This is a genomic window from Lentzea alba (assembly GCF_011067745.1).
In the GTDB taxonomy this organism is placed as follows: domain Bacteria; phylum Actinomycetota; class Actinomycetes; order Mycobacteriales; family Pseudonocardiaceae; genus Lentzea; species Lentzea alba.
In genome coordinates, this window is sequence record NZ_JAAMPJ010000016.1 from 53876 (window position 1) to 76651 (window position 22776).

Annotated in this window: 28 protein-coding genes and 2 pseudogenes; 14 read left to right on the forward strand and 16 right to left on the reverse strand. The window is 67.8% G+C overall.

The genetic code is table 11. The features are described from left to right. Nucleotides 1-33: 33 nt before the first annotated feature. Nucleotides 34-972 (reverse strand): annotated as a pseudogene (locus G7043_RS41620) (acyltransferase family protein); the annotation flags it as partial. Between the two features lie 159 nt (nt 973-1131). Between G7043_RS41620 and G7043_RS41625 the strand changes: the two are divergent. Then, entirely contained in the window at nt 1132-1809 is a 678-nt protein-coding gene (locus G7043_RS41625; RefSeq protein WP_166054243.1) for an MBL fold metallo-hydrolase, read from the forward strand. A 4-nt stretch (nt 1810-1813) separates the two neighbouring features. On the opposite strand, the gene G7043_RS41630 is transcribed toward G7043_RS41625, so the two are convergent. After that, nucleotides 1814-2389: a DUF7711 family protein gene (locus G7043_RS41630; protein WP_166054244.1), complete on the reverse strand. Its 576-nt coding sequence runs from the start codon at nt 2387-2389 to the stop codon at nt 1814-1816. Between the two features lie 10 nt (nt 2390-2399). On the opposite strand from G7043_RS41630, the gene G7043_RS50475 reads away from it, so the two are divergent. Together G7043_RS50475 and G7043_RS49005 are read left to right on the forward strand one after the other, a co-directional pair. Then, the gene (locus tag G7043_RS50475) at nt 2400-3377 is read left to right on the forward strand and encodes an amidase family protein (protein WP_166054245.1); all 978 of its coding nucleotides are present in this window, start codon (nt 2400-2402) and stop codon (nt 3375-3377) included. A 42-nt stretch (nt 3378-3419) separates the two neighbouring features. Next, nucleotides 3420-4076 carry a hypothetical protein gene (locus tag G7043_RS49005; protein WP_242643279.1) on the forward strand — a complete coding sequence of 219 codons (657 nt, stop codon included), beginning with the start codon at nt 3420-3422 and terminating at the stop codon, nt 4074-4076. Here G7043_RS49005 and G7043_RS41645 read toward each other — a convergent pair. After that, the gene (locus tag G7043_RS41645; RefSeq protein ID WP_166054246.1) at nt 4073-4615 is read right to left on the reverse strand and encodes an NADPH-dependent FMN reductase; all 543 of its coding nucleotides are present in this window, start codon (nt 4613-4615) and stop codon (nt 4073-4075) included. The two genes, G7043_RS49005 and G7043_RS41645, sit on opposite strands and share 4 nt — an antisense overlap. 61 nt (nt 4616-4676) lie before the next feature. Here G7043_RS41645 and G7043_RS41650 point away from each other — a divergent pair, with 61 nt between their 5' ends. From G7043_RS41650 to rnhA, 3 genes and pseudogenes are all read left to right on the forward strand, one after another. After that, entirely contained in the window at nt 4677-5267 is a 591-nt protein-coding gene (locus G7043_RS41650) for a TetR/AcrR family transcriptional regulator (protein ID WP_166054247.1), read from the forward strand. 4 nt (nt 5268-5271) lie between these two features. Then, entirely contained in the window at nt 5272-5649 is a 378-nt protein-coding gene (locus tag G7043_RS41655; protein WP_166054248.1) for a DUF1801 domain-containing protein, read from the forward strand. 11 nt (nt 5650-5660) lie between these two features. Beyond that, a pseudogene (gene rnhA, locus G7043_RS41660) lies at nt 5661-6098 on the forward strand (ribonuclease HI); the annotation flags it as partial. A gap of 250 nt (nt 6099-6348) precedes the next feature. Here the strand turns inward: rnhA and G7043_RS41665 are convergent. Then, nucleotides 6349-7140, reverse strand: coding sequence for a helix-turn-helix transcriptional regulator (locus G7043_RS41665; RefSeq protein WP_166054457.1), 792 nt, complete (start codon nt 7138-7140; stop codon nt 6349-6351). After that, nucleotides 7140-7832 carry an SDR family NAD(P)-dependent oxidoreductase gene (locus G7043_RS41670; RefSeq protein ID WP_166054249.1) on the reverse strand — a complete coding sequence of 231 codons (693 nt, stop codon included), beginning with the start codon at nt 7830-7832 and terminating at the stop codon, nt 7140-7142. Before G7043_RS41670 ends, G7043_RS41665 begins: the two co-directional genes overlap by 1 nt. 102 nt (nt 7833-7934) lie before the next feature. Here G7043_RS41670 and G7043_RS41675 point away from each other — a divergent pair, with 102 nt between their 5' ends. Continuing rightward, on the forward strand, nt 7935-8348 hold the full coding sequence (locus tag G7043_RS41675; protein ID WP_166054250.1) for a PPOX class F420-dependent oxidoreductase: 414 nt from the start codon (nt 7935-7937) through the stop codon (nt 8346-8348). On the opposite strand, the gene G7043_RS41680 is transcribed toward G7043_RS41675, so the two are convergent. Continuing rightward, nucleotides 8343-8966, reverse strand: a complete 624-nt coding sequence (locus tag G7043_RS41680) for a class I SAM-dependent methyltransferase (RefSeq protein WP_166054251.1) — start codon at nt 8964-8966, stop codon at nt 8343-8345. The genes G7043_RS41675 and G7043_RS41680 overlap by 6 nt on opposite strands. Further along, the gene (locus tag G7043_RS41685; protein WP_166054252.1) at nt 8963-10099 is read right to left on the reverse strand and encodes an aminotransferase-like domain-containing protein; all 1137 of its coding nucleotides are present in this window, start codon (nt 10097-10099) and stop codon (nt 8963-8965) included. The genes G7043_RS41680 and G7043_RS41685 overlap by 4 nt, the downstream gene beginning before the upstream one ends. Before the next feature lie 74 nt (nt 10100-10173). Here G7043_RS41685 and G7043_RS41690 point away from each other — a divergent pair, with 74 nt between their 5' ends. The 3 genes from G7043_RS41690 to G7043_RS41700 are packed head-to-tail and all read left to right on the forward strand — an operon-like array spanning nt 10174 to nt 11864. Continuing rightward, nucleotides 10174-10629, forward strand: a complete 456-nt coding sequence (locus tag G7043_RS41690) for a GyrI-like domain-containing protein (RefSeq protein ID WP_166054253.1) — start codon at nt 10174-10176, stop codon at nt 10627-10629. Nucleotides 10630-10666: 37 nt separating this feature from the next. Beyond that, nucleotides 10667-10978, forward strand: coding sequence for an ArsR/SmtB family transcription factor (locus G7043_RS41695; RefSeq protein WP_086664002.1), 312 nt, complete (start codon nt 10667-10669; stop codon nt 10976-10978). Nucleotides 10979-10982: 4 nt separating this feature from the next. Further along, the gene (locus G7043_RS41700) at nt 10983-11864 is read left to right on the forward strand and encodes an SRPBCC domain-containing protein (protein WP_313888346.1); all 882 of its coding nucleotides are present in this window, start codon (nt 10983-10985) and stop codon (nt 11862-11864) included. A 172-nt stretch (nt 11865-12036) separates the two neighbouring features. Here G7043_RS41700 and G7043_RS41705 read toward each other — a convergent pair whose 3' ends face one another. From G7043_RS41705 to G7043_RS41720, 4 genes are all read right to left on the reverse strand, one after another. After that, nucleotides 12037-13623: a toll/interleukin-1 receptor domain-containing protein gene (locus G7043_RS41705; RefSeq protein WP_166054254.1), complete on the reverse strand. Its 1587-nt coding sequence runs from the start codon at nt 13621-13623 to the stop codon at nt 12037-12039. Nucleotides 13624-13906: 283 nt separating this feature from the next. After that, on the reverse strand, nt 13907-14773 hold the full coding sequence (locus G7043_RS41710) for a helix-turn-helix domain-containing protein (protein WP_313888347.1): 867 nt from the start codon (nt 14771-14773) through the stop codon (nt 13907-13909). Between the two features lie 168 nt (nt 14774-14941). Next, nucleotides 14942-15121 carry a DUF397 domain-containing protein gene (locus G7043_RS41715; protein WP_166054256.1) on the reverse strand — a complete coding sequence of 60 codons (180 nt, stop codon included), beginning with the start codon at nt 15119-15121 and terminating at the stop codon, nt 14942-14944. A gap of 156 nt (nt 15122-15277) precedes the next feature. Next, on the reverse strand, nt 15278-16105 hold the full coding sequence (locus tag G7043_RS41720; protein ID WP_166054257.1) for a hypothetical protein: 828 nt from the start codon (nt 16103-16105) through the stop codon (nt 15278-15280). Nucleotides 16106-16176: 71 nt separating this feature from the next. Between G7043_RS41720 and G7043_RS41725 the strand changes: the two genes are divergently transcribed. After that, on the forward strand, nt 16177-16917 hold the full coding sequence (locus tag G7043_RS41725; RefSeq protein ID WP_166054258.1) for a class I SAM-dependent methyltransferase: 741 nt from the start codon (nt 16177-16179) through the stop codon (nt 16915-16917). 2 nt (nt 16918-16919) lie between these two features. Here the strand turns inward: G7043_RS41725 and G7043_RS41730 are convergent, their stop codons facing one another. Together G7043_RS41730 and G7043_RS41735 are read right to left on the reverse strand one after the other, a co-directional pair. Beyond that, entirely contained in the window at nt 16920-17135 is a 216-nt protein-coding gene (locus G7043_RS41730; RefSeq protein ID WP_166054259.1) for a hypothetical protein, read from the reverse strand. 28 nt (nt 17136-17163) lie between these two features. Next, the gene (locus G7043_RS41735) at nt 17164-18225 is read right to left on the reverse strand and encodes a DNA polymerase IV (RefSeq protein WP_166054261.1); all 1062 of its coding nucleotides are present in this window, start codon (nt 18223-18225) and stop codon (nt 17164-17166) included. 17 nt (nt 18226-18242) lie between these two features. On the opposite strand from G7043_RS41735, the gene G7043_RS41740 reads away from it, so the two are divergent. Beyond that, on the forward strand, nt 18243-18698 hold the full coding sequence (locus G7043_RS41740; RefSeq protein ID WP_166054262.1) for an NUDIX domain-containing protein: 456 nt from the start codon (nt 18243-18245) through the stop codon (nt 18696-18698). On the opposite strand, the gene G7043_RS41745 is transcribed toward G7043_RS41740, so the two are convergent. The 3 genes from G7043_RS41745 to G7043_RS41755 all read right to left on the reverse strand — a co-directional run bounded on the left by G7043_RS41745 (nt 18685) and on the right by G7043_RS41755 (nt 21418). Beyond that, entirely contained in the window at nt 18685-19848 is a 1164-nt protein-coding gene (locus G7043_RS41745) for an endonuclease (RefSeq protein WP_166054263.1), read from the reverse strand. The two genes, G7043_RS41740 and G7043_RS41745, sit on opposite strands and share 14 nt — an antisense overlap. Nucleotides 19849-19919: 71 nt before the next feature. Beyond that, entirely contained in the window at nt 19920-20834 is a 915-nt protein-coding gene (locus G7043_RS41750; protein ID WP_166054264.1) for an NADP-dependent oxidoreductase, read from the reverse strand. An 80-nt stretch (nt 20835-20914) separates the two neighbouring features. Next, the gene (locus tag G7043_RS41755; protein WP_166054265.1) at nt 20915-21418 is read right to left on the reverse strand and encodes a DinB family protein; all 504 of its coding nucleotides are present in this window, start codon (nt 21416-21418) and stop codon (nt 20915-20917) included. Nucleotides 21419-21508: 90 nt separating this feature from the next. Between G7043_RS41755 and G7043_RS41760 the strand changes: the two genes are divergently transcribed. Together G7043_RS41760 and G7043_RS41765 are read left to right on the forward strand one after the other, a co-directional pair. Further along, the gene (locus tag G7043_RS41760) at nt 21509-22165 is read left to right on the forward strand and encodes a YqeB family protein (protein ID WP_166054266.1); all 657 of its coding nucleotides are present in this window, start codon (nt 21509-21511) and stop codon (nt 22163-22165) included. A gap of 13 nt (nt 22166-22178) precedes the next feature. Further along, complete coding sequence (locus tag G7043_RS41765; RefSeq protein ID WP_166054267.1) at nt 22179-22775, forward strand: TetR/AcrR family transcriptional regulator; 597 nt, start codon at nt 22179-22181, stop codon at nt 22773-22775. The last annotated feature ends 1 nt before the right edge of the window (nt 22776 follow it).

Below are 22776 nucleotides of genomic sequence, written 5' to 3' on the forward strand. Positions count from 1 at the left end.
GGCGGGGCGTTCGACGAACTTCGTCATCGCCCAGCCGAGCACCAGTGCCGAGGTGACGAACCCGGCGAGCAGCCACCAGGACCGCAGGCCAACGGCGTGCATGCGGTCCATCACCACGGTGCCGATCTGCTCGTGCACCAGATACATCCCGTAGGAGATGCCGGCGAGCCACGTGATCGATTTGGCGATCGGTGCGAAGAACAGCCAATCGGGTCCCGCGGCCGCCGCGCACACCATGAGCAGCAACACGGCGAAACCGAGCGTCGAACCGTACTCGGTCGTGTGAATCGCCTGCGCTATCAGCGTGGCGACGAGCAGCGCGACGAGGTGCGGCGTCTTCAGCCGATGTTTCGACCACAGCCAGATGGCAATACCTGCGGCGAACAGTTGCGCCCGGTGGAACGCGAAACCGTTGTAGATCACGAAGAGCGTGTGTGAGTGGTCGAGCAACGGCCGTAGCAGCAGCGGCGTGATGATGAGCGCCCACAGGAACACACGGAGCTTCGTGCCTCTCAGGTGCTTCACGAGCACGGCACCGGCGATGAACGCCGTGATCTGCACCGGCACGGTCCAGTAGGCGAAGTCGACGATGTTGACGTCCGGAATCCACTGGTTGATCAGCAGCAGGTTGTAGACGACATCTCTGCCGTCGAGCTGGCTCCAGCCCGCCGGCGCGATCCACCGCTGCACGGCATAGGTGAGCAGCACCGCCACCATGTACGCCGGCAGCAGGCGCGCGAGTCTTCTCCACAGGAACTGTCCTGGCTTGCCGCTGTTGAGCGACGCGCAGGCGAAGAAGGCGGAGACGACCATCAGCGTGCTGGCGCCCATCGACATCGGGAAGGTGAACGGCAGCGGCCCGAGATCGGGGTGGCTGCTGATGCTCGTAAGCGTGGCGTGGTGGAGCAACACGCACCCGATGGCGACGACGCGAAGGACGTCCCAGCTGACCCTGCGGGTCGTCCGGGGCATTTGTCGTTGCGCTGGAATCACGAGAGGCGGGGACCTGTTCGTTGGTGCTTTCGGCGTACTCGGGGGTCGAAGCTTGATCCTTACTTACCCTATGAGTGAGACCTGTATGCAACCTGAAGGTGTGCGTCTCGCCGCATCGAGCGACTACCGTCTGCCACCGTGGACGTACTCGAGAACTACACCGGTCACGTCGTTCCAGAGGGCCCCGCGGCCCGTCGCACCCTGGACGCGCTGACCATCACGAAGATCTCCGTCGGACCGATGGACAACAACGCCTACCTGCTGGTTTGCCGGTCCACCAACGAGGCGCTGCTCATCGACGCAGCCAACGACTACGAGCGTCTCTCCGACCTGTTCGGCCACATCCCGAACCGCCCGCGCCTGCGCACGATCGTGACGACGCACCAGCACGCCGATCACTGGCAGGCACTCGGAGCCCTGGCCGGCGCCCACGGCTCGAACACCGTCGCGCACGAACTGGACGCCGCCGTCCTGCCCGTCCCACCGGACGTCCTGGTGGAGCACGGCGACACCATCAACGTGGGCGAAGTCCCGTTGTCGATCATCCACCTGCGCGGCCACACGCCGGGCTCGATCGCCGTCGTCTACGACGACCCGAACGGCCACCCGCACCTCTTCACCGGAGATTCACTCTTTCCGGGGGGTGTGGGAAAGACCACGTCGGCCGACAACTTCGCCTCGCTGATCAACGACGTCGAGGACCGGATCTTCGCCGTGCTGCCCGACGACACCTGGTTCTACCCGGGCCACGGCGACGACTCGACGCTCGGCAAGGAACGCCCCTCGCTCGCGGAGTGGCGCGCCCGCGGCTGGTGACGCGCTACGCGTCCAGCAGGTCGAGATAACCCGTGGTCGTCCGCCACAGGACGTCCGAGTGCGGGGTGAGCTTGCCGGGACTCCAGCGGCGGTCGGTGTAGGCCTGGTTGGCCAGCCGCAAAGCCCGGAGGCTCACCTCCAGCTCGTCCGCGACCCGCTGCGCGAGCTCCTCCGGCGACGGCGCGGCCTGACGTACCAGCTCAGCCGTGCCGTCGCTGACCGCCACCAGTGCTTCCTCGTTGATACCGTCGGCCGCGCTCCAGATCAGCGCGGGGCGCTCGATGCGGTGGTTCCACACGGGGGCGTCCTTGGAGCGCCACCGCGCGTCGAACGGGTTGCGCGACAGCCGCGTCGAGTTCGCCCAGTGCTCGGCGCCGACCGGTTCGGTGAGCCACGGCACCTCGTCCACCGGCAGGTCCGTGACCAGCGCGACCTCGATGACGTCAAGATCCTTCGGCACGTCGAGGAGATCACCGAATGCCCACAGCTCGACCACCTGGAACCGGAAGAACGACGCCGGCAGCTCGCCGCACTTCTCAGCGAGTTCGGCCAGGTGGTGCACAGCGCGAGTCCATTTCACGGGGTGGATCATGCCTGACCTGGTCGTCGAAGCTCTGGCCCGGCTGGCTCGGGTTGAGTCTTCCCTTTGTGCCTTCCACGAGGTCTTCAGCTCGTTCGCGCCGGTAGACCCGTCCCTGCCGCTCGCCGGCATGCCCATCGCGGTGAAGCGAGGCGAGCGCCGCAGTCACCGCGAAGCACTGATGGCGCTCGGCTGTGTTCCCATCGGTCTGACCACCACGCCCGATGGCACCACTCCCTGGCAGACGTGGGGTCGCAACTCTCGCGGCGTCACACGCAACCCGTGGAACCTCGACCGCACGCCCGGTGGCTCGTCCGCGGGCTCCGCCGTAGCCGTCGCGGCCGGTGTGGTGCCGCTCGCGACGGGTGTCGACGGCGCGGGTTCGATCCGCATCCCGGCGGCGTGGTGCGGCGTGCTGGGTCTGAAGACCACGTCGACCGAACGGGCCGCGGTCGGTGTGTTCACCCGTGACCCGGACCTGCTCGCGACCTACCTGGGCACGCCGGAGGTCAGCTCACCGACCGCGGTCTGGTCGTCCGACCTGGGGTTCGCGACCGTGGACGACGAACAGGCCGAGATCGCCTGGCGCGCCGCGGCCCCACTCCAGCCGAAGCCGGTCGACCTGACGCTGCCGGACCCCGCCGAAGACTGGTTCGCCGGCCGCTGCGGCCCGAACCCCGCGCTGGACGCCGTGTTCGAGATCGCCGACCTGTTGCTCACCCCGACCACGCCCGGCCCACCGCACGGGCACGACGGGCCAGGCGCGCGCATCAACACATCGCTGACCTGGGCGTTCAACCTCAGCGGACATCCGGCGATCAGCATCCCGGCAGGTTTCGACTCCGACGGACTGCCGGTCGGACTGCAAGCCGTGGCGCGGCACGGACGGGAGGCTGATCTGATCGCCGCCGCCCGTGCCGTTCTGGACAACGTTCTGGACGCCCAGCCTCACCCGATCGAGTGGTTTGATCCCAATCCACCTCGCTGATCGCGTCACGTGCGGTGTCCTCGTCGCCCGAGGAGGTGACGGATGGCGCGACGAATCGGCGGTGCCGGAGGCGGATCGGATCCCGCGGGCAAGTCGGGCGCGGTGGTGGCCGCCGGGGTGCTGGCGGTGGCGCTCACCGCGGGCAGTGGCGGCCTGTCGCTCGGCGGCGGCGGCGCTTCGACGACCGCGATCGACTCGGCCGGGGTGAACCTCACCAAAGCGAGGACGGAAGGCAGGAAGTCCGCCCGCAAGGGTGATGCGGACAGCGCCTGGCGTCAGGTGAACATGCGCACGCTCAAGCGCACGGCCAAACCGGCGTTGGAGTGCTTGTCGCACTCGTTCGGCCAGGTGCGGGACCACTTCGTGCGCAACCCGTGCAAGTCGCTCGACCGCACGCTGTTCGCGATCGGTGACGACCAGGGCAACGTCGCGGTCGTGTCCGTGGCGTGGGTCGGCTTCCGCAACCGCGGCGACGCGGGTGAGTTCAAGAAGCTGATCGACGTGCACGGCACGGGCGACATCACCCCGCTCGCCACGCCTCTGCTCGACCTGGCGGACATCAGGTTCACCGGCCTGCACTACCAGTCCCGGTCGGACGGCAGCACCGTCGTGATCGCCGAGACGGAACCAGCGTCCGGCCAGGTCAGCGGTGAGGTGCTGGACGCGGTGGCCGACATGGCGAGCTGGCTGCCGCGTTAGGCCGCGACCGCGCGTACCGACCTCAGTGCCGACGCCCACGCCACCAGTTCGTCCAGCATGGCGTTGAGCTCCTCGTGCTGCTGCAGCCCTTCCTGCAACTCGCCGCGCCCCAACGCGACCTGAGTGCGCACAGTCGCCACCTTGAGCTCCGCCAGCACCAGCCTCAGCTGCTCGACGGCGCGCAGACCGCCGGTGCCACCGAGGCCCACGAACCCAGCGGCCTTGTCGTTCCACTCGGCGTACAGGTAGTCGAGCGCGTTCTTCAGTGCGGCCGAGAACGAGTGGTTGTACTCGGGCGTGACGAACACGAATCCGTCGTACGGCGCGATAAGCGACGCCCAAGCGCGTGTGTGTGCGTGGGCGTACTCGCCGAAGATCGCGGGTACGGGCTCGTCGAGCAACGGCAGGTTCACCTCCGCCAGGTCGATGAGCTCGAACGACGCATCGGAACGCGCGTTGGCAACGCTCAGAACCCACTGCCCCACGGCTTCGGAACGGCGGCCAGGTCGCGTGCTCCCCAAGATCACTGCAATTCGCATGCCAACCAAAGTACAACGCTCGTAGTACTTCGTGCAACGAGCGTTGTACTAAGCTTCAGCCATGCGACCGGACAAGCGGCAGGCGATCCTGCGCGGAGCGTTGAGCGTGTTCGCGCGGGACGGGTACTCGCGGGCGAGCATCGACGCCATCGCGAAGGAGGCGGAGGTCTCGACGCGCACGCTGTACAACCACTTCGCGGACAAGGCCGACCTCTTCCGCAACGTCATCCAGGTCAGCGCGGGCAAGGCGGCCCAAGACCAGATCGCGATCATCGAGCGGCACTTCCACAAGGTCACCGACCTGGAGCAGGACCTGGTCGCGTTCGGCAGGGCCATGGGCGCCGAACTGGGGAACGCCGAGCACTTCGCGCTGGTGCGGCAGATCAACGCCGAGCTCGGCCACATCCCCGCCGAGGCGATCGAAGCCTGGCAGGAGACGGGGCCGCGCAAGGTCGAACGAACCCTCGCGGCCGAGCTCGAGAAGCTGGGGTTCACCGACCCGCGGCGGGCGGCGGTCCACCTGATGTTGCTGACCATGACCGGTGACCCCAGCATCAGGGGGACGCGTCCGGATGAGGACGACATAGTGGCGGGCGTGCGGGTATTTCTGCACGGGCACGATGTCGAGAAACGGCACGAGGCTGCGACATAGGGCTATGGACACACGCGTTGACGACTACATCGCCGGGCTGCCGGACTGGCAGCAGGACATCTGCCGCGAGGTCCGCCGGCTCGTCCACGAGGCAGACCCGGACGTCGAGGAGACGATCAAGTTCACCAACCGGCCGTACTTCGTGCTGGACGGCAACATCTGCGCGTTGCTCGGCACGAAGGACCACGTGAACGTGATGCTCTACGACAAGGCGATCGTGCCGGACCCGCAGAACATCATCACGAGCGGCCACGGCAACAAGACGGCACGGATGATCTCCGTGTACCGCGACCAGCCGATCAACGCGCCGGCGCTCGTCGAGATGTTCCGCCACATCATCGCGAACAACCGCCGCCGGAAGAGTGTCAGACCCCGTCGGTAGCCTCATGTCGCATGGAGGTCGAGATCTACACCGACGGTGCCTGCAGCCCCAATCCCGGTCCGGGTGGTTGGGGTGCTGTGTTGCGCTACGGCGAGCACGAGAAGGACATGCACGGTGGTGACATCGGCCCTACGACGAACAACCGCATGGAACTGATGGCGCCGATCATGGCGTTGGAGAGCCTCACGCGATCATCCACCGTGAAGCTCTACACAGACAGCACCTACGTGCGCAACGGAATCACCTCATGGGTGCACGGGTGGAAGGCGAACGGCTGGCTCACGAAGGCGCGTGAGCCGGTCAAGAACGCCGACCTGTGGCGCCGCCTGGAAGAAGCTGCCAACAGGCACGAGGTGGAGTGGCACTGGGTCAAGGGGCATGCGGGTCACCCGGAGAACGAGCGCGCGGACCGGTTGGCCGTGCGCGGAGTGGAGGAGGTGACGGGGCGAGAAATCCTGCAGCCCCAAGCAAAACCGAAGAAGGCGGCCAAGCCGAAGCTGAAGCGCGAACTGAGCGGCGAACCGTGTGGCGCGCCCACGAAGAAGGGCACGCCGTGCCCGATCACCGCGGGAGCGAACGGCCTCTGTCACGTGCACGACCCAGCACTGCAGTGCGGTGCCCTCACGAAGAAGGGCACGCCCTGCACCATCGCGACCGGCGGCGGACGGTGCGAGTACCACCAGGATTCGCTGGAGTTGTTCACGTGACGGCCAGGGAGGCCAGCAGTCGCAAGGCCTCCTCCGACGGACTGCCCGGCGCGGCCACGTAGGTCACCAGGACCTGCCCCGCGTCCGAGGTCAACGGCTCCGCGGCCACTTCCAGCGGTCCGAGCTGAGGATGGGTCAGGCGTTTGAACATCGGCCCGCGCTCGCGCACCGGGTGCTCGGCCCACAGCGCGCGGAACAGCGGCGACGCCTCGGACATCTCCTCGACCAGCGCGAGCAGTGCCGGGTCGTCGGGGTGCACGCCGTAGTCCGCACGCAGGTAGCCGACGTTCTCGCGCGCGCAGTCCGTCCAGCCGACGAACAGTTCCCGCGCGGCCGGGTCGGTGAACATGTACCGCACCATGTTCGGCTGCTCGCGGAAGTCGGTGACGAGCGCCGCGGCGAGCGGGTTCCACGCCAGCACGTCGAGCCGCCGGCCGAGGACCATCGCGGGCACGCCCTGCAGCGCGTCGAGCAACCAGCGCAACGCCGGCCGCACCTCCTCCGACGGCGCCTCCACCCTGGTGGGCCGCGCCAGCCGGTACAGGTGCGTGCGCTCGGCCACGTCCAGGCCGAGTGCCTGCGCCAACGCGTCCAGGATCGAGTCGGACGCATTGGAGGCGCGCCCCTGTTCCATGCGCGTGTAGTAGTCGACGCTGATACCGGCCAGCTGCGCCAGCTCCTCGCGGCGCAGCCCTGGAACGCGCCGCCGGGACGCTCGTTCCGGCGGATCCAGTGCTGCCCGCCGGGCGCGCAGAAACTCCCCCAACTCGCTCACGGCTCCCATCATGCCGGGATCGCCCCCACCAGGCCGCCGTCGACCACGAAGTCCTGCCCCGTGACGTAAGCCGCGCGGCCGGACAGCAGGAACGCCACCACGTGCGCCACGTCCTCCGGCACGCCGAGCCGTCCCATCGGCACCTGACGCCGGAACGGTTCGTCGTCCTCCACGTTGTCCCGGAACATGTCCGTCGCGATGTACCCGGGACTCACCGTGTTGACCCGAATCCCGGGCATCTCCGCACCGAGTGTGCGCGCCAGGCTGTGCACCGCCGCCTTGCTGGCCGTGTAGAGCGACGCGCCGGCGAGGCCCCGGTGCACCGTCCACGACGCGTTGATCACCACCGACGCGCCGGGCTTCAACCGCGCCCGCTGCACCGTGAAGTACACGCCCTTGAAGTTCGTGGCCAGCACCCGGTCCACGTCCTCCTCGGTCACCGTCCCGAACTCGGTGAACACCCCGATCCCGGCGTTCGCGAAGACGCCGTCGACCTCCCCGACCCGTTCGGTCAACGCCTCGACGTCGGCCAGCCTCGACACGTCCGCCGCCACGGTCTCCACGCCGAGCTCCTTGCGCGCCAACGCCAACCGCTCCTCCGAACGCCCGGCCACCACCACCCGCGCGCCCTCCTCGACCAGCACCCGCGCCGTCGCCAGCCCGATGCCACTACCGCCACCCGTGATCAGAAACGTCTTCATGGCTTCGAGCCTCGGCCGTCTGGGCGCCCCGAACCAGACCCGCCGTTTCCTGGGTCTGCCAAGACCAGGCTGAGCCGCCCGAACCGGCGTAGCGTCCTCGGCATGCTTCCCGAATCCGCCAGGGCAGTGCTGGAGTCCAACGCGCTGGCCCACCTCGTGACGCTCGGCAAGGACGGCGCGCCGCAGGTGACCATCGTCTGGGTGGGCCTCGACGGCGACGAGATCGTCTCGGCCCACCTCTCCGAGCACCAGAAGGTCCGCAACATCCGCAACGACAGCCGCGTCGTCCTGTCCCTCGAAACCCCGAACATCAACGAGCACGGCCTGCAGGAGTACCTGGTCGTGTACGGCACCGCGCGGATCACCGAGGGCGGGGCGCCGGAGCTGCTCGAACGCCTGGGGCACAGCTATCTCGGTCCGGATGTGAAGTACCCACCGATGGACAACCCGCCACCCGGCTTCATCACGCGCATCAAGGTCGACCGCGTGACCGGCGTCGGCCCCTGGGTGTCATAGGAGCTCGTAGCAGGAGTGGACAGCGGGCTGGCCCGTGTAGTTCGGGCCGGCCTTGTCGTCAGCGCCCAGGTAAGCGAACGGCAGCTGTGGCCGGCCCTCTCCTGCGTAGCCGACATGGCGCTTGCGGTTGTCATAGGTGAATCCGGCTGCACGCAACGCTTTCGTCAGCGTGCGACCGAACGGGGTGCCGTCGGCGCGTCGCACGCCGGCCACGTCGAAGTTCGCCACGAGCCGGCCCCCCGGCGCGAGCCAGGACGCGGCGCGCTCCAGCAGGCCGAGTTTGTCGCCCACGTAGTGCAAGCCGTGCACGCACGTCACGAGGTCGACGGGGTCAGAAGGCTGCCACTGGTCGACCGGCGCGACGACGAAGCTAAGGCCTGGGCGGGCGAGCACGTGATGATCGACGAGGTCCACGCCGACGATCGTCACGTCCTCCCGCGCGGCTTCCGCCAGTGCCTTGCCCGAGCCGCAACAAAGATCCACCCACCGGTCACCGGGTCTCAGCGAGAGATCGATGCCCAGCTCGCGCCGGTAGCTCGCCAAGCCTCGTTCCCGGTTCATCTCGCAGTTCGCGACCACCGAGGAACCCCACAGCGTCTCGTCGTCGAGCAGGCTCATCGGAGCACCTTCGCCAGGCGCACCATGCCCTCCTCGATCTCGGCGGGCGTGTTCGTGGTGAAGGACATCCGGAACGTCGCGTGGTCCGGCGAAGTCGCGAAGAACGGCGCACCGGGCACAAAGGCGACTTCGTGGGTCAGCGCTTTCTTCAACAACTCCGCGCTGTCCACGTCGCCCGGCAACCGCAGCCACACGAACATGCCACCGTCCGGATCCGACCACGTCGTGCCGTCGGGAACGGTGTGCGGTAGTGCGGCGATCATCGCATCACGGCGCGCGCCGTACTCGACGCACAGCCGGGCGACGTGAGCGTCGAGGTCGTTGTGCTTCAAGTACTCCGCGGCGGCCGCTTGGTCCACTGTGGACGTGTGCAGGTCGGCTGCCTGCTTCACGATCACCAACGCGCGGAGCAGATCCACGGGCGCCCTCAGCCAGCCGAGCCGCATGCCGGGAGCGCCGATCTTCGAGAAGCTGCCCAGGTAAATGGTTCTGTCGCTGATGGAAGCCAGCGGCGCGACCGCGGCGCCCCGGTAGCGGAGCTCGCCGTACGGGTCGTCCTCGACGACCCAGAAGCCGTGCGCGGAGGCCAGCTCGGCGATCTCGGCACGGCGCGAGGCGGACAAGGTGCGGCCGGTCGGGTTCGCGAAGGTGGGCACCAGATACAGCATGGACAGCTTTTCGGTGGCCAGAACGGATCGCAGCGACTCGGGGTCCAGACCGTCGGCGTCACTGGCGACCGGCACGACGCGGGCGCCGGTCATCTGGAAGCACTGCAGCGCGGCCAGATACGTCGGTTCTTCCACCGCCACGACGGCGCCCGGCTCCAGCAGCGCGGTGGCCACGAGGGCCAGGGCTTGCTGGGAACCGGTGGTGATCAGGACGTCCGAAGTGGGCAGTCCGCGGCGGGTCAGGCGGGAGGACACCAGCGCGCGCAGAGCCGGATTTCCTTCTGTAGGGGCGTATTGCAGCACTGATTGGTCCCGCAACGCGGTGTCGTAAGCGGTGCGAAGACCGTCCAGGTCGAACAACTCGGGGGCGGGAAGCCCACCCGCGAAGGAGATCACCTCGGGACGCGAGGTCAGCGCGAGCAGGTCGCGCACCGGGGAGCTGGCCACGGAGAGGGTGCGGTGCATGAACTTCACGTTAATCGGCACCGGCTCCAGCCGGACGCGGATTTTCTGTCGGTGGTCGTGGTTAGCGTGGTGCCATGGACATCGAGACGCGTGAAGAGCAGCCCTACGCCGCCGTCAAGGCCACGGTGACGACCGAGACGTTCGCCAAGATCGCCGACCGGTTCCCCGAGGTCATGCGATGGCTGGCTGATCGCGAGTTACCGATCCTGGGCGCACCGTTCTTCCGGTACTTACGCGTCACCGGCGAGGAGTTCGAGGTGGAGGCCGGGATCCCCACCGTCGCCGAGGTGCCCGGCGCCGGCGACGTGTTCACCGCGACGCTGCCGGCCGGCCAGTACGTGGTCGCGCTCCACGAGGGCAGCCCGGACGGCTTGGCCGCCGTCACCGATCGACTCCTGGCCCGCGCGCTGCGGTTCGACCGCGACGGCGACCGCTGGGGTGCGCGCGTCGAGACGTACTTCACCGACCCCGCGGTGGAGCCGGACCAGAGCAAGTGGACGACGGAGGTGGCCATCAGGCTCGCCGACTGAGTTCGCGCTTATATGCCGAATGAGCTATATTGCTGGCATGGCATCTACATTCGCCGTGCTGGCGGATCCGAGTCGTCGGGAGATCCTCGACCTGCTGCGTGAACGCGAGCGGCCGGTCGGCTACCTCGTCGACCGGCTGACGCTGACCCAGCCGACCGTCTCGAAGCACCTCAAGGTGTTGCGCGAGGCCGGTCTGGTCGAGGTGCGCACCGACGCCCAACGGCGCTGGTACCGACTCTCCCCCGGCCCGTTGGAGGAGATCGACGCCTGGCTCGCGCCCTACCGGCGGATGTGGGAGAAGAGCCTGGACGCGCTCGAACGACGACTCGACGAGATCGAAGGGGACTGAACCCGTGGACGCCGAACTGCGGATGATCGAGGGCAAGCCCGTCCTGCGCTTCGAACGCAGGCTGCGGCACTCGCCGGAGAAGGTCTGGCGGGTGGTCACCGAACCGGCCGAGATGAAGCACTGGTTCCCGGCCGAGGTCGAGATCGACGGCCAGAAGATGCGCTTCACGTTCCCGGAGGCGGCCCCCGTCGACGCGGACGGCGGCGAGGGCGAACTGCTCGAGTCAGACCCGCCGAAGGTCTTCGCCTTCCGCTGGATCAACGACGTGCTGCGCTTCGAGATCCTGCCGCGCGAGGACGGCTGCCTGCTGGTGTTCACCGCGGTGGTCACCAACAAGCTGTCCGTCGGCCGCGACGCCCCGGGCTGGACCACCTGCCTGGACGCACTGGTCGCGCACGCGGACGGCACCAAGTTCGAACCGCCCACGGAGTGGCTGCCGCGCATCGAGCACTACATCGCGAAGTTCGGCCTGGACGAGGGCACGGACTCCGCCGCCGGCGTGCTGTTCGTGCGCGATCTGGTCTGGAAACCGCTCGACGAGGTCTGGCAACTGCTCACCGAAGGCACCGAGGACGCCGTGCCGACCCGCGCCGCACATCCCGGCCTCCAACCGGGCCGGGTCACGCGGTCCGAGGCGCCGCGCCTGCTGGAGTACGAGTGGCTGCGCGACGGCGAACCGCAGGGCGTAGTGCGCTGGGAGTTCGACCACGTGCCGCTGCAGGGCACCACGGTCACGCTGCTCCAGGAGAACGCCCACGGCCCCGAGGCGCTCGCGGCGTGGCACGTGCACCTGGAGCTGTTCTTCGCGGCCACGCAGGGCGAGATCCGCTGCCCGTGGCCCGCGGAACGGGAGGAGGAGCTGACCAAGCGCTACGCCGAGCGCTGACCGAGGCCCCGGACGCCCACAGCCTCGTCCTGCTGGCGTGCGCACACCGACCCGGCCGCCGCACCGGGCCGATCAGCCGCCCCTGCACCACAACATCCCGGCAGGGCACGCTGGACCAGCCGACCCCGCGACCCGGACGCGGCCGCCGCGCAACGGCCGCGTCGGCGGGTGGTCACTCGTGCTGCACGCGGTCGACGAGGCAGGCCCAGTCCGGCGCGGAACGCCGGCCCAGCCGCTTCGCCGATCGGTGCTCGTGCTCGAGGACGGCCAGCCGCCGGTCCCGCGGGTCCGGCGCGAGGTCTTCCAGCCTCAGGACGTCGGCCGTCGAGAGCCGGAAGCTGACCAGCTTCGTCGAGTCGGTCTTCGCGACCGTCCACCAGCACGTCGCCGCCGCGTAGTCGCAGCCGAGCTCGCGGAACTGCTTCTCGGCGTCGAGGAGGTCCTGCAGCGCTTCGGCCTTGTCCCGCGTGGCGAGCAGCAGGTCGGCGCGCACCTGTCTGGACCTGGCGACCACCTCGGGGAAGTCCGCAGTGGCGATGACCTCGGTGACGAGCTCCTTGCCCTCGTTGTACCTGCGGGCGGCGAGGGACAGTCTGGCCTGCAGGACGGTGAGCCACTGGTACGGCTCGGTGCCCGGCGTCAGCAGTCCCTCGGCCAGCTGCGCGCGGTCCCACGCGGCCGTGAGCTCGGAGCGTTCCCGAGTCATTTCGTACCGCAGCAGCCGCTTTTCCGCGTCGAGCGAGGCGCACACCCCGACCTCCTCGCTCGTCGGACCGCAGATGGAGCGGAACAGCGTGGTCGCGAGGATCACCAGATGCTCGCAGTTGCGCAGGTAGAACTCACGGTCGTACGGCAGCGCTTCCGCTGCCATGTGCAGGAACACCCGTGCGTGGGCACGTTGCCCTCGTGCGGCCGTGTACAGGTCGCGGTACTTCTTCGCGATCTGCGTCCCCTCCTCGGCCACCGAGGCCGCCTGGCTGAAACGGTGCTCCCGCAACAGGTGCCACGCCTGCCCCGAGATGAGGATCTTCGCCTTCAGCGCTCCCTCGCCCTTCAATGGCAACGTTGACGAGAGCGTCTTCAGGCACACTTCGGACAGCCGGCTGACCAGCCGCACGTCGCCGTGCGCCTTGGCCACGCCCACGACCGAGTCGAACGCCCTGGCGAGTTCCAGGTCCCCCTCACCGTGCCGCACCAGATCGTGCGCCAGCCGGTAGGCCTGCGCGGAGGACGGCGGACAGGCCTCCAGGCCGGCCAGCATCATCCGGGTCTGGTGGATCCCCTCCGATTCCGAGTACATCGCGCCACCCCCGTTCCCCACCTCGAGCGCACCGAGACTGCGCACCAGGTCCTCCTCTCCGTTGCGGGTGCTGGGATCGAAGCGGTGGATCACCAGCTGCTGCAGCACGGACGGCAACGCGTTCGCGTCGATCTCCGGCGGCACCACCGGTAACACCGCGCACCCGTGCGCCCCGCCGTGGTGGTAGATCTTGTGCCGCACCAGCCCCGCCTCGTAGCGCACTCCCCTGCGCTCGACGAAGTCGTTGGACAGCAACGCTTTCAGGTAGTCGTCCGACACGATGACCAGCACTGTGCGGTCGCGGACGGCGGTCTCCATCCAGGCCGGAATGGACAGCGGGTGGATGATGGTGAGATCGCCGTCCCAGAGCACGTCGAAACCTCTGGCCCGCAACGCCTCCACCACCACCGAGGCCGCAGGCCCTCCATCGCTACTGCTGTAGCTAACGAATATGGCCATCGCAGCAACCCTTCCCGGCACGACTCACGAGGGGCTGAACGCGATCTCTGGTGTCCTTGCACATGGTGCGCCTCCTGCGGATGTGGTCGCGCACCGATCCGGCTGGACCGGTGCGGCGAGGACCAATCACCCGAACGGGACCTGGATGGCGGCACTCATCTGGGTTCGAACGTCATACTCTGACGGACGGCGACATCGCCTCGCCTCATGGGACTTGGGGTTCGGTTGTGGGTTGCCATCGGACGGGTGGCTGTTGGCGCAGCCACCCGCCCGGCCTTGCGAATCAGGAACCTCCCAGCTCGGCAAGTCGTCGGTCGATCACCTTCGGCGTCTCCTCAGCCGGCAACGCGAAGTCCTCCAGCTGGAAGAAGTAGTTCAGGAACTCCTTGAGCTCCGGCCCGGACGTCATGAGCTCGTCGCGCCCCGGATGCTCGAGCAGCAAAGCGAAGTCCTCCTCCCCCTCGGAGAACTCGAGGATCGAGAACGAACTCTTCATCGCCGGGTGGATGCCGGCGGAGAAGGGCAAGATCTTGATCGTCACGTGTTTCAGCGCCGCGATCTCCTTGATCCGCTGCAGCTGCCTGCGAAGCACGTCGTCGCTCCCGACGACGCGGTGCAGCACCGCCTCGTCGAGGATGATGAAGATCTGCGGGCCGTCCAGCTCCAGCACCGACTGGCGGTGCATGCGGATCTCCACACTGCGTTCGACGACGTCGTCGAGGTTGCCGTAGCTCTTGACCAACGCACGTGCGTAGTCCGGGATCTGCAGCAGTCCGGGGATGACGTTGAGCTGGCTCTGCCGGATGCGGATGGCGGAGGTCTCCAGTTCGAGGAACTTCGCGAACTGCTCGGTGAACGAACCGCGGTACTTCTCCATCCACGCCGACTTGGATTGGCGAATGGCTCGGGCGATCCCCACCAGGTCAGCGACACGGGTGTCGTCCCGCACGTCGTAGTGCAGGAGGAGCGCCTGCACGTCCGTGACGGAGATCTTGTTCTCTCCTTTTTCAATCCTGATCAGTTTCGAAACAGACCAGTCCATGGCGTCCGCGACAGCCTGCTGACTGAGGCCACGACCTTCCCGCGTCTGCCTCAACTCTGCGAGCAGGCGCCTCTGCAGCACGACGGGACTTTCCTCGCGGGGCAACACTCCCCCCTTCTCATTCTGCGACCTAGCAGAATGGTAAGGGTCAATTGGAGGGGTTCCACAATGGTTGTCAACCAATTGACCAGTTTCAGGGCGAGTGATAGCACTCTGAAGCGAGGAAGATCAAATTTCGAGACCCGTACGAGGGAAGACGTCACCCGTATGGCAACATCAGGCGCGAGCGAAGGCCACGAAGGCGCTCCAGGCGACCACCGGAACACGAAGCTCGCGACCACCGCGGTCCTTGGAGTCCCTGATCCGCACGACGCGACCGTCTGCGGCGCACTCGACACAACTGGTGCCGGAATCGCCGCTGTACGAACTGCGCTTCCACCTGAGCTCCGCCGCCATCGTCGCCCTCCCGGCATGGTCCCCGACCCGACAAGGCCAGCCCTGAGCCTAGGTGCGCCAAGTTGATCGAGACACCGCCAGAGGTGCGCCACCCAGTAGACAGAAAGTTGTCATTTCAAGGACAGGCGCGGCGGAAGTTGTTGGTACGACATGGAATCAGAGTGTGGCGACGCGGTCAACACCCACGCCGGTGATCAGCAGACGCTCCTTGCGGTTGCCCGTCAGCCGTTGCGTCCAGTCGACGAACCCGCCGTCGCCGATTTCCACGCCATCGCGAAAAACCTTGAAGCACAAGCCCTTGTAGTACCCGGTGCGCCGAGACGGATCGGCGGGCAACGAACCGCGCAGCTCCTCGAATCGAGGGTCCAGCACGGTCACCCGCACCTCGACGTCTCCACAAGCCTCGCGCAGGAACGCGATGTGTTCAGCGAAGTGCTGGCGCTCAAAGGAAAGCGACCCGCGATCCCTCCCTGCCGACACGGCGGCGAACAGCGTGAAGTGCGCGGACCTCCCGGCACCGCTGAACAACTGCGCCCGCACCACGCGCTGCACCGCGGCGAGTCGCACGTCGTCCGGCCCGGTCTGCCTGCGCAGAGCGGCTTCCAACGCCAACGCGTTGGTCGGGTCGGCCGCGACCTCGGTGCCGCGCACGGTCGACACCACGTTGTTCTGGTCCTGCTCGGCCACCACGGAACACGTCCCCAGCGGCGCCACGGGTGCGAGGCCCAGCACGGAGAACGACGGCGGCAACGCGCCCAGCAACCGGTCCTCCGCGGCGCGCAACACCTCGAACGGCACCTCCGACGGCGCCACGAACCGGTCGGAACGGTACTGCCGCAACACATCCGGCCCGGACAACGCACCCGCTCGCCGGCGCATCAGCGCGAGCAGCACGGACGTGAGGTCGCTGCCCGGCAACGCCGCGAGCCGCTCCAGCGCCTCCTCGCCGCCCAACGACCGCAACACCCGCGTCAAGACACCCATGCCCACCATGATCCGCGCACCGGCCAGCGGATTTCCGCAAGCCAGCGGATCACCTGACTAGGGTCGACCACATGACCGACCCTCAGGCGATGCGAGAAGGCGAACTGTGGGGCCGCAGGGCCGCACAACGAGCCGCACTCGGCGCGAAGATGTCCACGCCGGCCTGGAAGACCGCCATCGAGCGCACCGGGATCACGACGAACACCACGGTGCTCGACCTGGCCTGCGGAAGCGGCGAGTTCTGCGCCCTGGCAACGGAAGCGGGCGCGCACGCCACCGGGATCGACGCGTCGCACAACATGATCGAGCTGGCCCGTCAGGCCGCACCGGACGCCGAGTTCCACGTCCGGACGCTGGAACGGTTGCCTTGGCAGGACAACACGTTCGACGTCGTGACGGCGTTCAACGCGCTGTTCTTCGCGGCGGATCCCGAGGAGGCCTTCGCCGAGGCGGTCAGGGTCAGCAAGGACTACGTGGTCGTGTGCGACTGGCACCCCGACCACCCGAGCGACATCGTCACCGTCGGGTGGGCCGTCCGGGGTCCGAGCGGCCGCAGGCGCGCGGAGACGCCGGAGCCGAGCGAGAAACTCACGATCGACATTCCCCAGGAACATCCCGACGAGGCGACGATGTTGCGCGCCTTCCTGAGCACAGGCGGCTACCAGCCCTTCATCGAGAGCGAAGGTGAAGAAAGCGTCGCGGCGAAGATCAGGGCGGCGACTGAACCGTTCCGAATGCCAGACGGTAGCTATCGGTTGACCAACAAGTACCTGATGTCGATCTTCCGCAAGAACGAGATCCCCAGAAAGTGAAATCAGGCCGCGGCGAGGATCTCGTAGCCCGCCGAGGTGAGCGCGGCGGGGCCGGACGTGGCGCTGATCAGGCCCGCTGAGGCCAGGCGCAGGCCGGCGAACTGGTCGGCGCAGCACAGGCCGTCGACGAGCAGTGAACTTCCGGCGATCTCGCAACGGCCGTCGGCAACGGCTCGGAGAACGGCGCGGTCGCGGTGTGTGAGCGATGAGTCGGTCATCTTCTTCTCCTAGCGGTAAAGCGTCTACTTACTGATACGTCGAAGGAGAAGGCTTCGGTTCGACATCATCGGCAGAGAATTCTGCGCGTACCCCCAAAAGACGTACGGCGCGGCCGTGTTCGAAGCGGTCCAGCACCACCAGCGCGGCCGCGGCCAGCTCCTCCGCCGAGGACGTCGGCGCAGGCAGCTTCATCGCGCGCACCTTCGTGAAGAACGGCACGAAGCGCACCTTCACGCCCACGCGCACCGCCGGACGACCTTCGGCGACCACGTCGGCGGCGACCTGGTGGGCCAGCGCCACGACCTCGCGCCGGATGTCCTCCAGCGAGGAGAGGTCCTGCTGGAACGTCTTCTCGTGCGAACGAGACTTCACCACCCACGGTGTCGCGCTCACGACCGTGTCACCCGCACCGAGCGCCACGGTCCGGAAGTACGGGCCCATCCGCGGGCCGAAGCGGGCGGCCAACGCGTCCACGGAGGCGGAAGCGAGGTCCGCGACCGTCGACAGACCCAGCTCGGCCAGCTTGCGCTCGGTCTTCGCGCCGATGCCCCACAGCGCGGACGTCGGCCGGTGTCCCATCACCTCGGCCCAGTTCGCGCGGGTCAGCTCGAACACGCCGGCGGGCTTGCCGAACTCGGTCGCGATCTTGGCGCGCAGCTTGTTGTCACCGATGCCCACCGAGCAGTGCAGCCCGGTCTCCGACAACACCGCGGCCTGCAGCGACCGGGCCAGCACGACCGGGTCGTCGACGGTGGCGCCCACGAACGCCTCGTCCCAGCCCATCACCTCGACGACCACGGGGAACGACCGCAGCACGGCCATCACGTCCGCGGACGCCGCCTCGTACAGGGCGTGGTCTGCGGGCAGGAAGATCGCGTCGGGCAGCTTCTTGAACGCGGTCCGCAGCGGCATGCCGGAGTGCACGCCGAACTCCCGTGCCTCGTAGGACGCCGTGGCCACGACGGCGCGCTCGGTCGGGTCGCCGTTGCCGCCCACCACCACGGGCTTGCCGCGCAACGACGGGTCGCGCAGCACCTCGACCGCCGCGATGAACTGGTCGAGGTCCACGTGCAGGACCCAGTCCGCCATGCTGGCCAGAATAGATAATGGACAGTGTGAAACGGTCGGCCGGAATCCTGCTGTTCAGACGAACCACCCAGCTCGAAGTGCTGCTGGGGCACATGGGCGGCCCGTTCTGGGCCCGCAAGGACGCCGGCGCGTGGTCCGTGCCGAAGGGCGAGTACACCGACGACGAGACGCCCGAAGCGGCCGCCCGGCGTGAGTTCGCAGAAGAACTCGGCTTGGAAGTGCCCGACGGTGAGCTGATCCCGCTCGGCGAGGCCAAGGGCTCCGGCAAGGTCATCACGGTGTGGGCGCTCGAGGGCGACCTCGACCCGGAGACGGTCACGCCGGGCACGTTCGAGATGGAGTGGCCGCCGAAGTCCGGTCAGCGCAAGACGTTCCCCGAGGTCGACAAGGTCGCCTGGTTCAGCGTGGAAGAGGCGAGCGCGAAGATCGTCTCCGCGCAACGCCCCTTCCTCGACAGGCTCAGCTCCAGATGAGGTCGGCCCAGTTCGAGTGATCGATGAACGGGTTCCGGTTGTGCTGGTAGCTGTTGTAGATCACGTCGTTGCGCCGCTTCTCGAACGCGTCCGGCGGGTCCTGCTTGTTCCACTGCAGCAGGACCGACAGCTTGCCCATGTACGGCGCGGTGCCGTTGTTCACCGAGTTGTTGAGCTCCAGGTTCGGACCGCTTTCGTACCGCACGGCCATGTAGAAGAGCATCCGCGCGACGTCACCCTTCACGGCGTCGCGCGGCTCGAACGAGTCGCCGTCGATGCGGCTGAGCGGGGCCTCGTCGACAGGGTTGCCGCCGTTGTCGAAGTCCAGGCTGCCGCGGTCGGCGTTCACGTCCACGTCCTCGGGCCGCAGGTGGTGGATGTCGGAGCCGGGGACGGACTCCTCGACGAACTGGCCGTGCGACTTGGCCCAGACGTGTTCACGGTTCCACTGGCCGGGGACGCCGCTGCCACCACCGTTCGACGACTTCGGCCGAGAGGTGCCGCTGTACAGCAGGATCACGTTGTTCGAGTTGTTCGGGTCCTGGTCGGTGACCTTCAGCGCCTCCCAGACCTCGCCGTACGTGATCACGGTGTGGTTGCGGATGATGCTGTTCAGCGCGGTCTTCAACGCTGCCCCCGACTTGCCGCAGGCCGCCGCGTAGTAGCTCTCACAGGTCGAAGGCGGTGCTGAGGTGGTCGTCGTCGTAGGCGTCGTCGTAGTAGTAGGCGGCGGTGTTGTGCCGGCGAACGCGAACGCAGTAGGCGTCTTCAGACCGGCGTGCGAGAAATACGCGGTCAGCAGGCCGGTCACATCGATCTGCTTGCCCATCAGCGACGGGTTGGACCTGAGTCCCCACGACGCGCGGAAGTCCGCCGTGATCTGCACGTAGATCATGCGCGACGTGCCGGTCTCGGACGCCGAGTCGGCCAGCGCCAGCGCGTTGTCGTCCGGGAAACCCGAACGGATGACGGTGCTGGTGGCCGTCGGCTGACCGACGACATACCCCCGGACCGTCGCAGAAGCACCGGACTGCTGGCTGATCGCCTGGGAGACGGTGAGCGGAGCGGCCGCGACAGCGGCGGTCGACCCGTACAGGCCGACCGCCGCCAGCAAAGCGATGACTAGAGCGAGTGGACTCCACCGCGCCATGAACACTCCCCGATCGTGTGGATGTTGTGCACACGATCAGGGGATACGGTCAACGCGCGGTAAACGCAATGTCACGGCACCAGGACGACCTTGCCCGTGGTCCTCTTCGACTCGACGAGCTCGTGCGCCTTCGCGGCGTCCGCGAGCGGCACTGCGTGGTCGATCTGCACCTTGAGCTGCGGCAACAGGGCGAGATCGGCACCGGAGGCGACGACGCTGCCGAAGAGCTCGAACCGGATGCCGAGGTCCACAGCTCGGTCAACGTCAAAACCCGGGTTGCCGGGAATGATCGACACGAGCACGCCGCCGGGCTTGACCACCTTGGCGGACCGCTCGGCGTACTCCCCGCCGATCGTGTCGAGCACGACGTCCACCGGCTCGATCTCGGTGAAGTCCTGGTGCCGGTAGTCGATGACCTCGTCCGCGCCGAGTGAGCGCACGAAGTCGTGCTTGGCCGCCGACGCCGTGCCGATCACGTGCGCACCACGTGCCTTGGCGATCTGCACCGCGACGTGCCCGACCCCACCCGCCGCCGCGTGGATGAGCACGCGCTGCCCGGCGGCAAGCCCGCCGCGACCGACGAGCGTCTGCCACGCCGTCAGCGACACCAGCGGCACCGCGCCCGCCTGCTCGACGGTCAGCCACGACGGCCGAGGGGCCACGTCGGAGGCGCTCACCACGGCGTACTCGGCGTAGCCACCGCCCACGCCGGGGAAGGGCAGCATCCCGTAGACCTCGTCGCCGGTCGCGAACCCCTCCACGCCCTCACCGAGCTGCTCGACGGTGCCCGCGACGTCCCAGCCCAGCGTGAACGGCGGCTCCCCGAGCGCCGGGAACCCCCCGCCGCGGATGTAGGTGTCGACCGGGTTCACCCCGGCCGCCCCCACCGCGACCAGCACCTGGCCCGGTCCGGGCACGGGCTTCGCCACCTCCGCGACCTCCAGCACGGACGCGTCGCCAACGGTCTTCTGCGTGATGACCCGCATGATGATCCCCCTTCGATGTTCTCGACGGGCACCATCTTGCAGTTAGCGCCAACTTCTAGAAAGTAGGCACTTTCAGGTGACTAACTCTCCCGCAGATACAGGTCACGAAGCAGCGCGATCTCGGCGAGGTGGTGGATCGCCTCCCGGCTGATGTGCAGCACCAGAGTGGCCATCGGCTCCTCCGCGAACGGTCCCTCGGCTGGACCCACCGGTTTCGAGAGGTCGGCCTTGCGCGCGCCGGCCATCCACGCCTCGTAGGCGTCGTCCAGTTGCTTCAGCGCGTCCTTCGCGGTCATCGCGTACTGCCACGTCATGTGGTCGGCCGGCGGGCCCCCGAAGTGCGAGGCCGTGCGCATGTTGAACACGCCGACGATGAGGTGCGCCATCCGCCACGCGATCGTGGTGACCGGCGCGGGTTCCGGTGTCGGGTACTCCCAGTCGATCGCGTTGTCCCGGTGGATCGTCCACACGTCGGGCACGGGCTCCCAGAAGTACTCCTCGTCGGTCATGCCTTCGAGTCGTGGCCGCGCCTGCAACCGCCAGTGGAAGTCGAGCTGGTCCGTCAGCTGCTTGTTCCAGTCCATGCGCCCGAACCTAGGACCCATTGCGGACAACCAGCGCCCTGAACGCTCGTTCGGATCAATAAACCGAGCGCTCGGTCTAGTATTGCGGCCATGACGACTGTGCAGGAGACCGCGGTGGTCCGGTACGGCATCTGGGTGCTGTGCCCGGTGCTGGGAGCCGCCGCGGTGTGGGGGCTCAAGCTGGCAGCCGGGTGGATCACGACTTTGAGGTGGTTCCCGTTCCAAGGCGTGTTCGAGCTGGTCACGGATGTTCCGGAGCCGTGGGCGACGGTCGCGGCGCTCGCGATCGGTGCCGTCGGCGGCGGACTGCTCGCGTTGCTCTGGGCGGCCGAGATGATGACGGTCGAGGTCTCGCACGAGCGGGTCACGCTCAGGAAGGACGACAAGACCTTCGACTTCGGGCGCAACGAGGTCGAGTCGGCGTTCGCGGAGGGCAAGCAGCTCGTCCTGCTGTCCCCGACCGGCGCCGAACTGGCCCGCGAGACCTCCGATCTGAGCAAGGCCAAGCTCGAACAGGCCTTCACGGGCCAGGGCTACCGCTGGCGCGCCGCCGATCCGTTCGCGGACGAGTTCCGGATGTGGGTCGAGCACGCGCCGGAACTGCCCGCGGACGTGAACGCGCTGTTCACGGCCCGTAGGAAGGCCATGTCGAAGTACGAGCACGAGGAGGCCGCAGAATTGGCGCGGGAGATCCGCAAGCGCGGTGTCTGCGTCAAGGACTTGAAGAAGAGGCAGTACTACAGGTGATGACCAAAAAGACATGAGAACCGTAGATCCGGCCAAGCACGCCGCGAAGAAGAGGCACATCACCGAGACGGCGGCGGGCCTGTTCGCGGAGAAGGGCTTCGACCGGACGACCGTCGCGGACATCTGCAAGGCCGCCGACATCAGCACCGGCAGCCTGTTCCACTACTTCCCCACCAAGCGGGCGATCTTCCTCGCGATCTTCGAGCAGGACGGCGAGGACAACGCCGAGGTCTTCGCCCGCGCCGAAACCCTCAGCCCGTGGGACGGCGTGCTGATGGTGGTCGACCACCTGTGCGTGCCCGCGCTGGACCGCACGGTGGCCGGGCTGGTTCTGGAGGTCGTCACGCAGGCGAGCCGCGACCCGGAGCTGTGGAACCTGGTCGCCCGCAACGAACAGGTGGTGCGCGACGAGCTGGCCCGACTCCTGCAGGCCGCCCACGACGCCGGCCAGATCGCGCTCCCGGTCGACGCGCGGACGGCGGCGACGTGGGCGCAGGGACTGGTCGACGGCCTGTACGGCAGGCTGGTCGACCCGGACTTCGACGCGACCGCACAGGTGAGCACCCTCCGGTTGATCCTTTCCCGATTCGTGGGTGCTCAAGCACCATGAG

Coding starts and splice junctions, on each gene's coding strand:
- G7043_RS50475 (WP_166054245.1), top strand. CDS start 2,400: ATGCCTGACCTGGTCGTCGAAGCTCTGGCCCGGCTGGCTCGGGTTGAG.
- G7043_RS49005 (WP_242643279.1), top strand. CDS start 3,420: ATGGCGCGACGAATCGGCGGTGCCGGAGGCGGATCGGATCCCGCGGGC.
- G7043_RS41645 (WP_166054246.1), bottom strand. CDS start 4,615: ATGCGAATTGCAGTGATCTTGGGGAGCACGCGACCTGGCCGCCGTTCC.
- G7043_RS41650 (WP_166054247.1), top strand. CDS start 4,677: ATGCGACCGGACAAGCGGCAGGCGATCCTGCGCGGAGCGTTGAGCGTG.
- G7043_RS41655 (WP_166054248.1), top strand. CDS start 5,272: ATGGACACACGCGTTGACGACTACATCGCCGGGCTGCCGGACTGGCAG.
- G7043_RS41665 (WP_166054457.1), bottom strand. CDS start 7,140: ATGGGAGCCGTGAGCGAGTTGGGGGAGTTTCTGCGCGCCCGGCGGGCA.
- G7043_RS41670 (WP_166054249.1), bottom strand. CDS start 7,832: ATGAAGACGTTTCTGATCACGGGTGGCGGTAGTGGCATCGGGCTGGCG.
- G7043_RS41675 (WP_166054250.1), top strand. CDS start 7,935: ATGCTTCCCGAATCCGCCAGGGCAGTGCTGGAGTCCAACGCGCTGGCC.
- G7043_RS41680 (WP_166054251.1), bottom strand. CDS start 8,966: ATGAGCCTGCTCGACGACGAGACGCTGTGGGGTTCCTCGGTGGTCGCG.
- G7043_RS41685 (WP_166054252.1), bottom strand. CDS start 10,099: ATGCACCGCACCCTCTCCGTGGCCAGCTCCCCGGTGCGCGACCTGCTC.
- G7043_RS41690 (WP_166054253.1), top strand. CDS start 10,174: ATGGACATCGAGACGCGTGAAGAGCAGCCCTACGCCGCCGTCAAGGCC.
- G7043_RS41695 (WP_086664002.1), top strand. CDS start 10,667: ATGGCATCTACATTCGCCGTGCTGGCGGATCCGAGTCGTCGGGAGATC.
- G7043_RS41705 (WP_166054254.1), bottom strand. CDS start 13,623: ATGGCCATATTCGTTAGCTACAGCAGTAGCGATGGAGGGCCTGCGGCC.
- G7043_RS41715 (WP_166054256.1), bottom strand. CDS start 15,121: ATGGCGGCGGAGCTCAGGTGGAAGCGCAGTTCGTACAGCGGCGATTCC.
- G7043_RS41720 (WP_166054257.1), bottom strand. CDS start 16,105: ATGGGTGTCTTGACGCGGGTGTTGCGGTCGTTGGGCGGCGAGGAGGCG.
- G7043_RS41725 (WP_166054258.1), top strand. CDS start 16,177: ATGACCGACCCTCAGGCGATGCGAGAAGGCGAACTGTGGGGCCGCAGG.
- G7043_RS41730 (WP_166054259.1), bottom strand. CDS start 17,135: ATGACCGACTCATCGCTCACACACCGCGACCGCGCCGTTCTCCGAGCC.
- G7043_RS41735 (WP_166054261.1), bottom strand. CDS start 18,225: ATGGCGGACTGGGTCCTGCACGTGGACCTCGACCAGTTCATCGCGGCG.
- G7043_RS41740 (WP_166054262.1), top strand. CDS start 18,243: ATGGACAGTGTGAAACGGTCGGCCGGAATCCTGCTGTTCAGACGAACC.
- G7043_RS41745 (WP_166054263.1), bottom strand. CDS start 19,848: ATGGCGCGGTGGAGTCCACTCGCTCTAGTCATCGCTTTGCTGGCGGCG.
- G7043_RS41750 (WP_166054264.1), bottom strand. CDS start 20,834: ATGCGGGTCATCACGCAGAAGACCGTTGGCGACGCGTCCGTGCTGGAG.
- G7043_RS41755 (WP_166054265.1), bottom strand. CDS start 21,418: ATGGACTGGAACAAGCAGCTGACGGACCAGCTCGACTTCCACTGGCGG.
- G7043_RS41760 (WP_166054266.1), top strand. CDS start 21,509: ATGACGACTGTGCAGGAGACCGCGGTGGTCCGGTACGGCATCTGGGTG.
- G7043_RS41765 (WP_166054267.1), top strand. CDS start 22,179: ATGAGAACCGTAGATCCGGCCAAGCACGCCGCGAAGAAGAGGCACATC.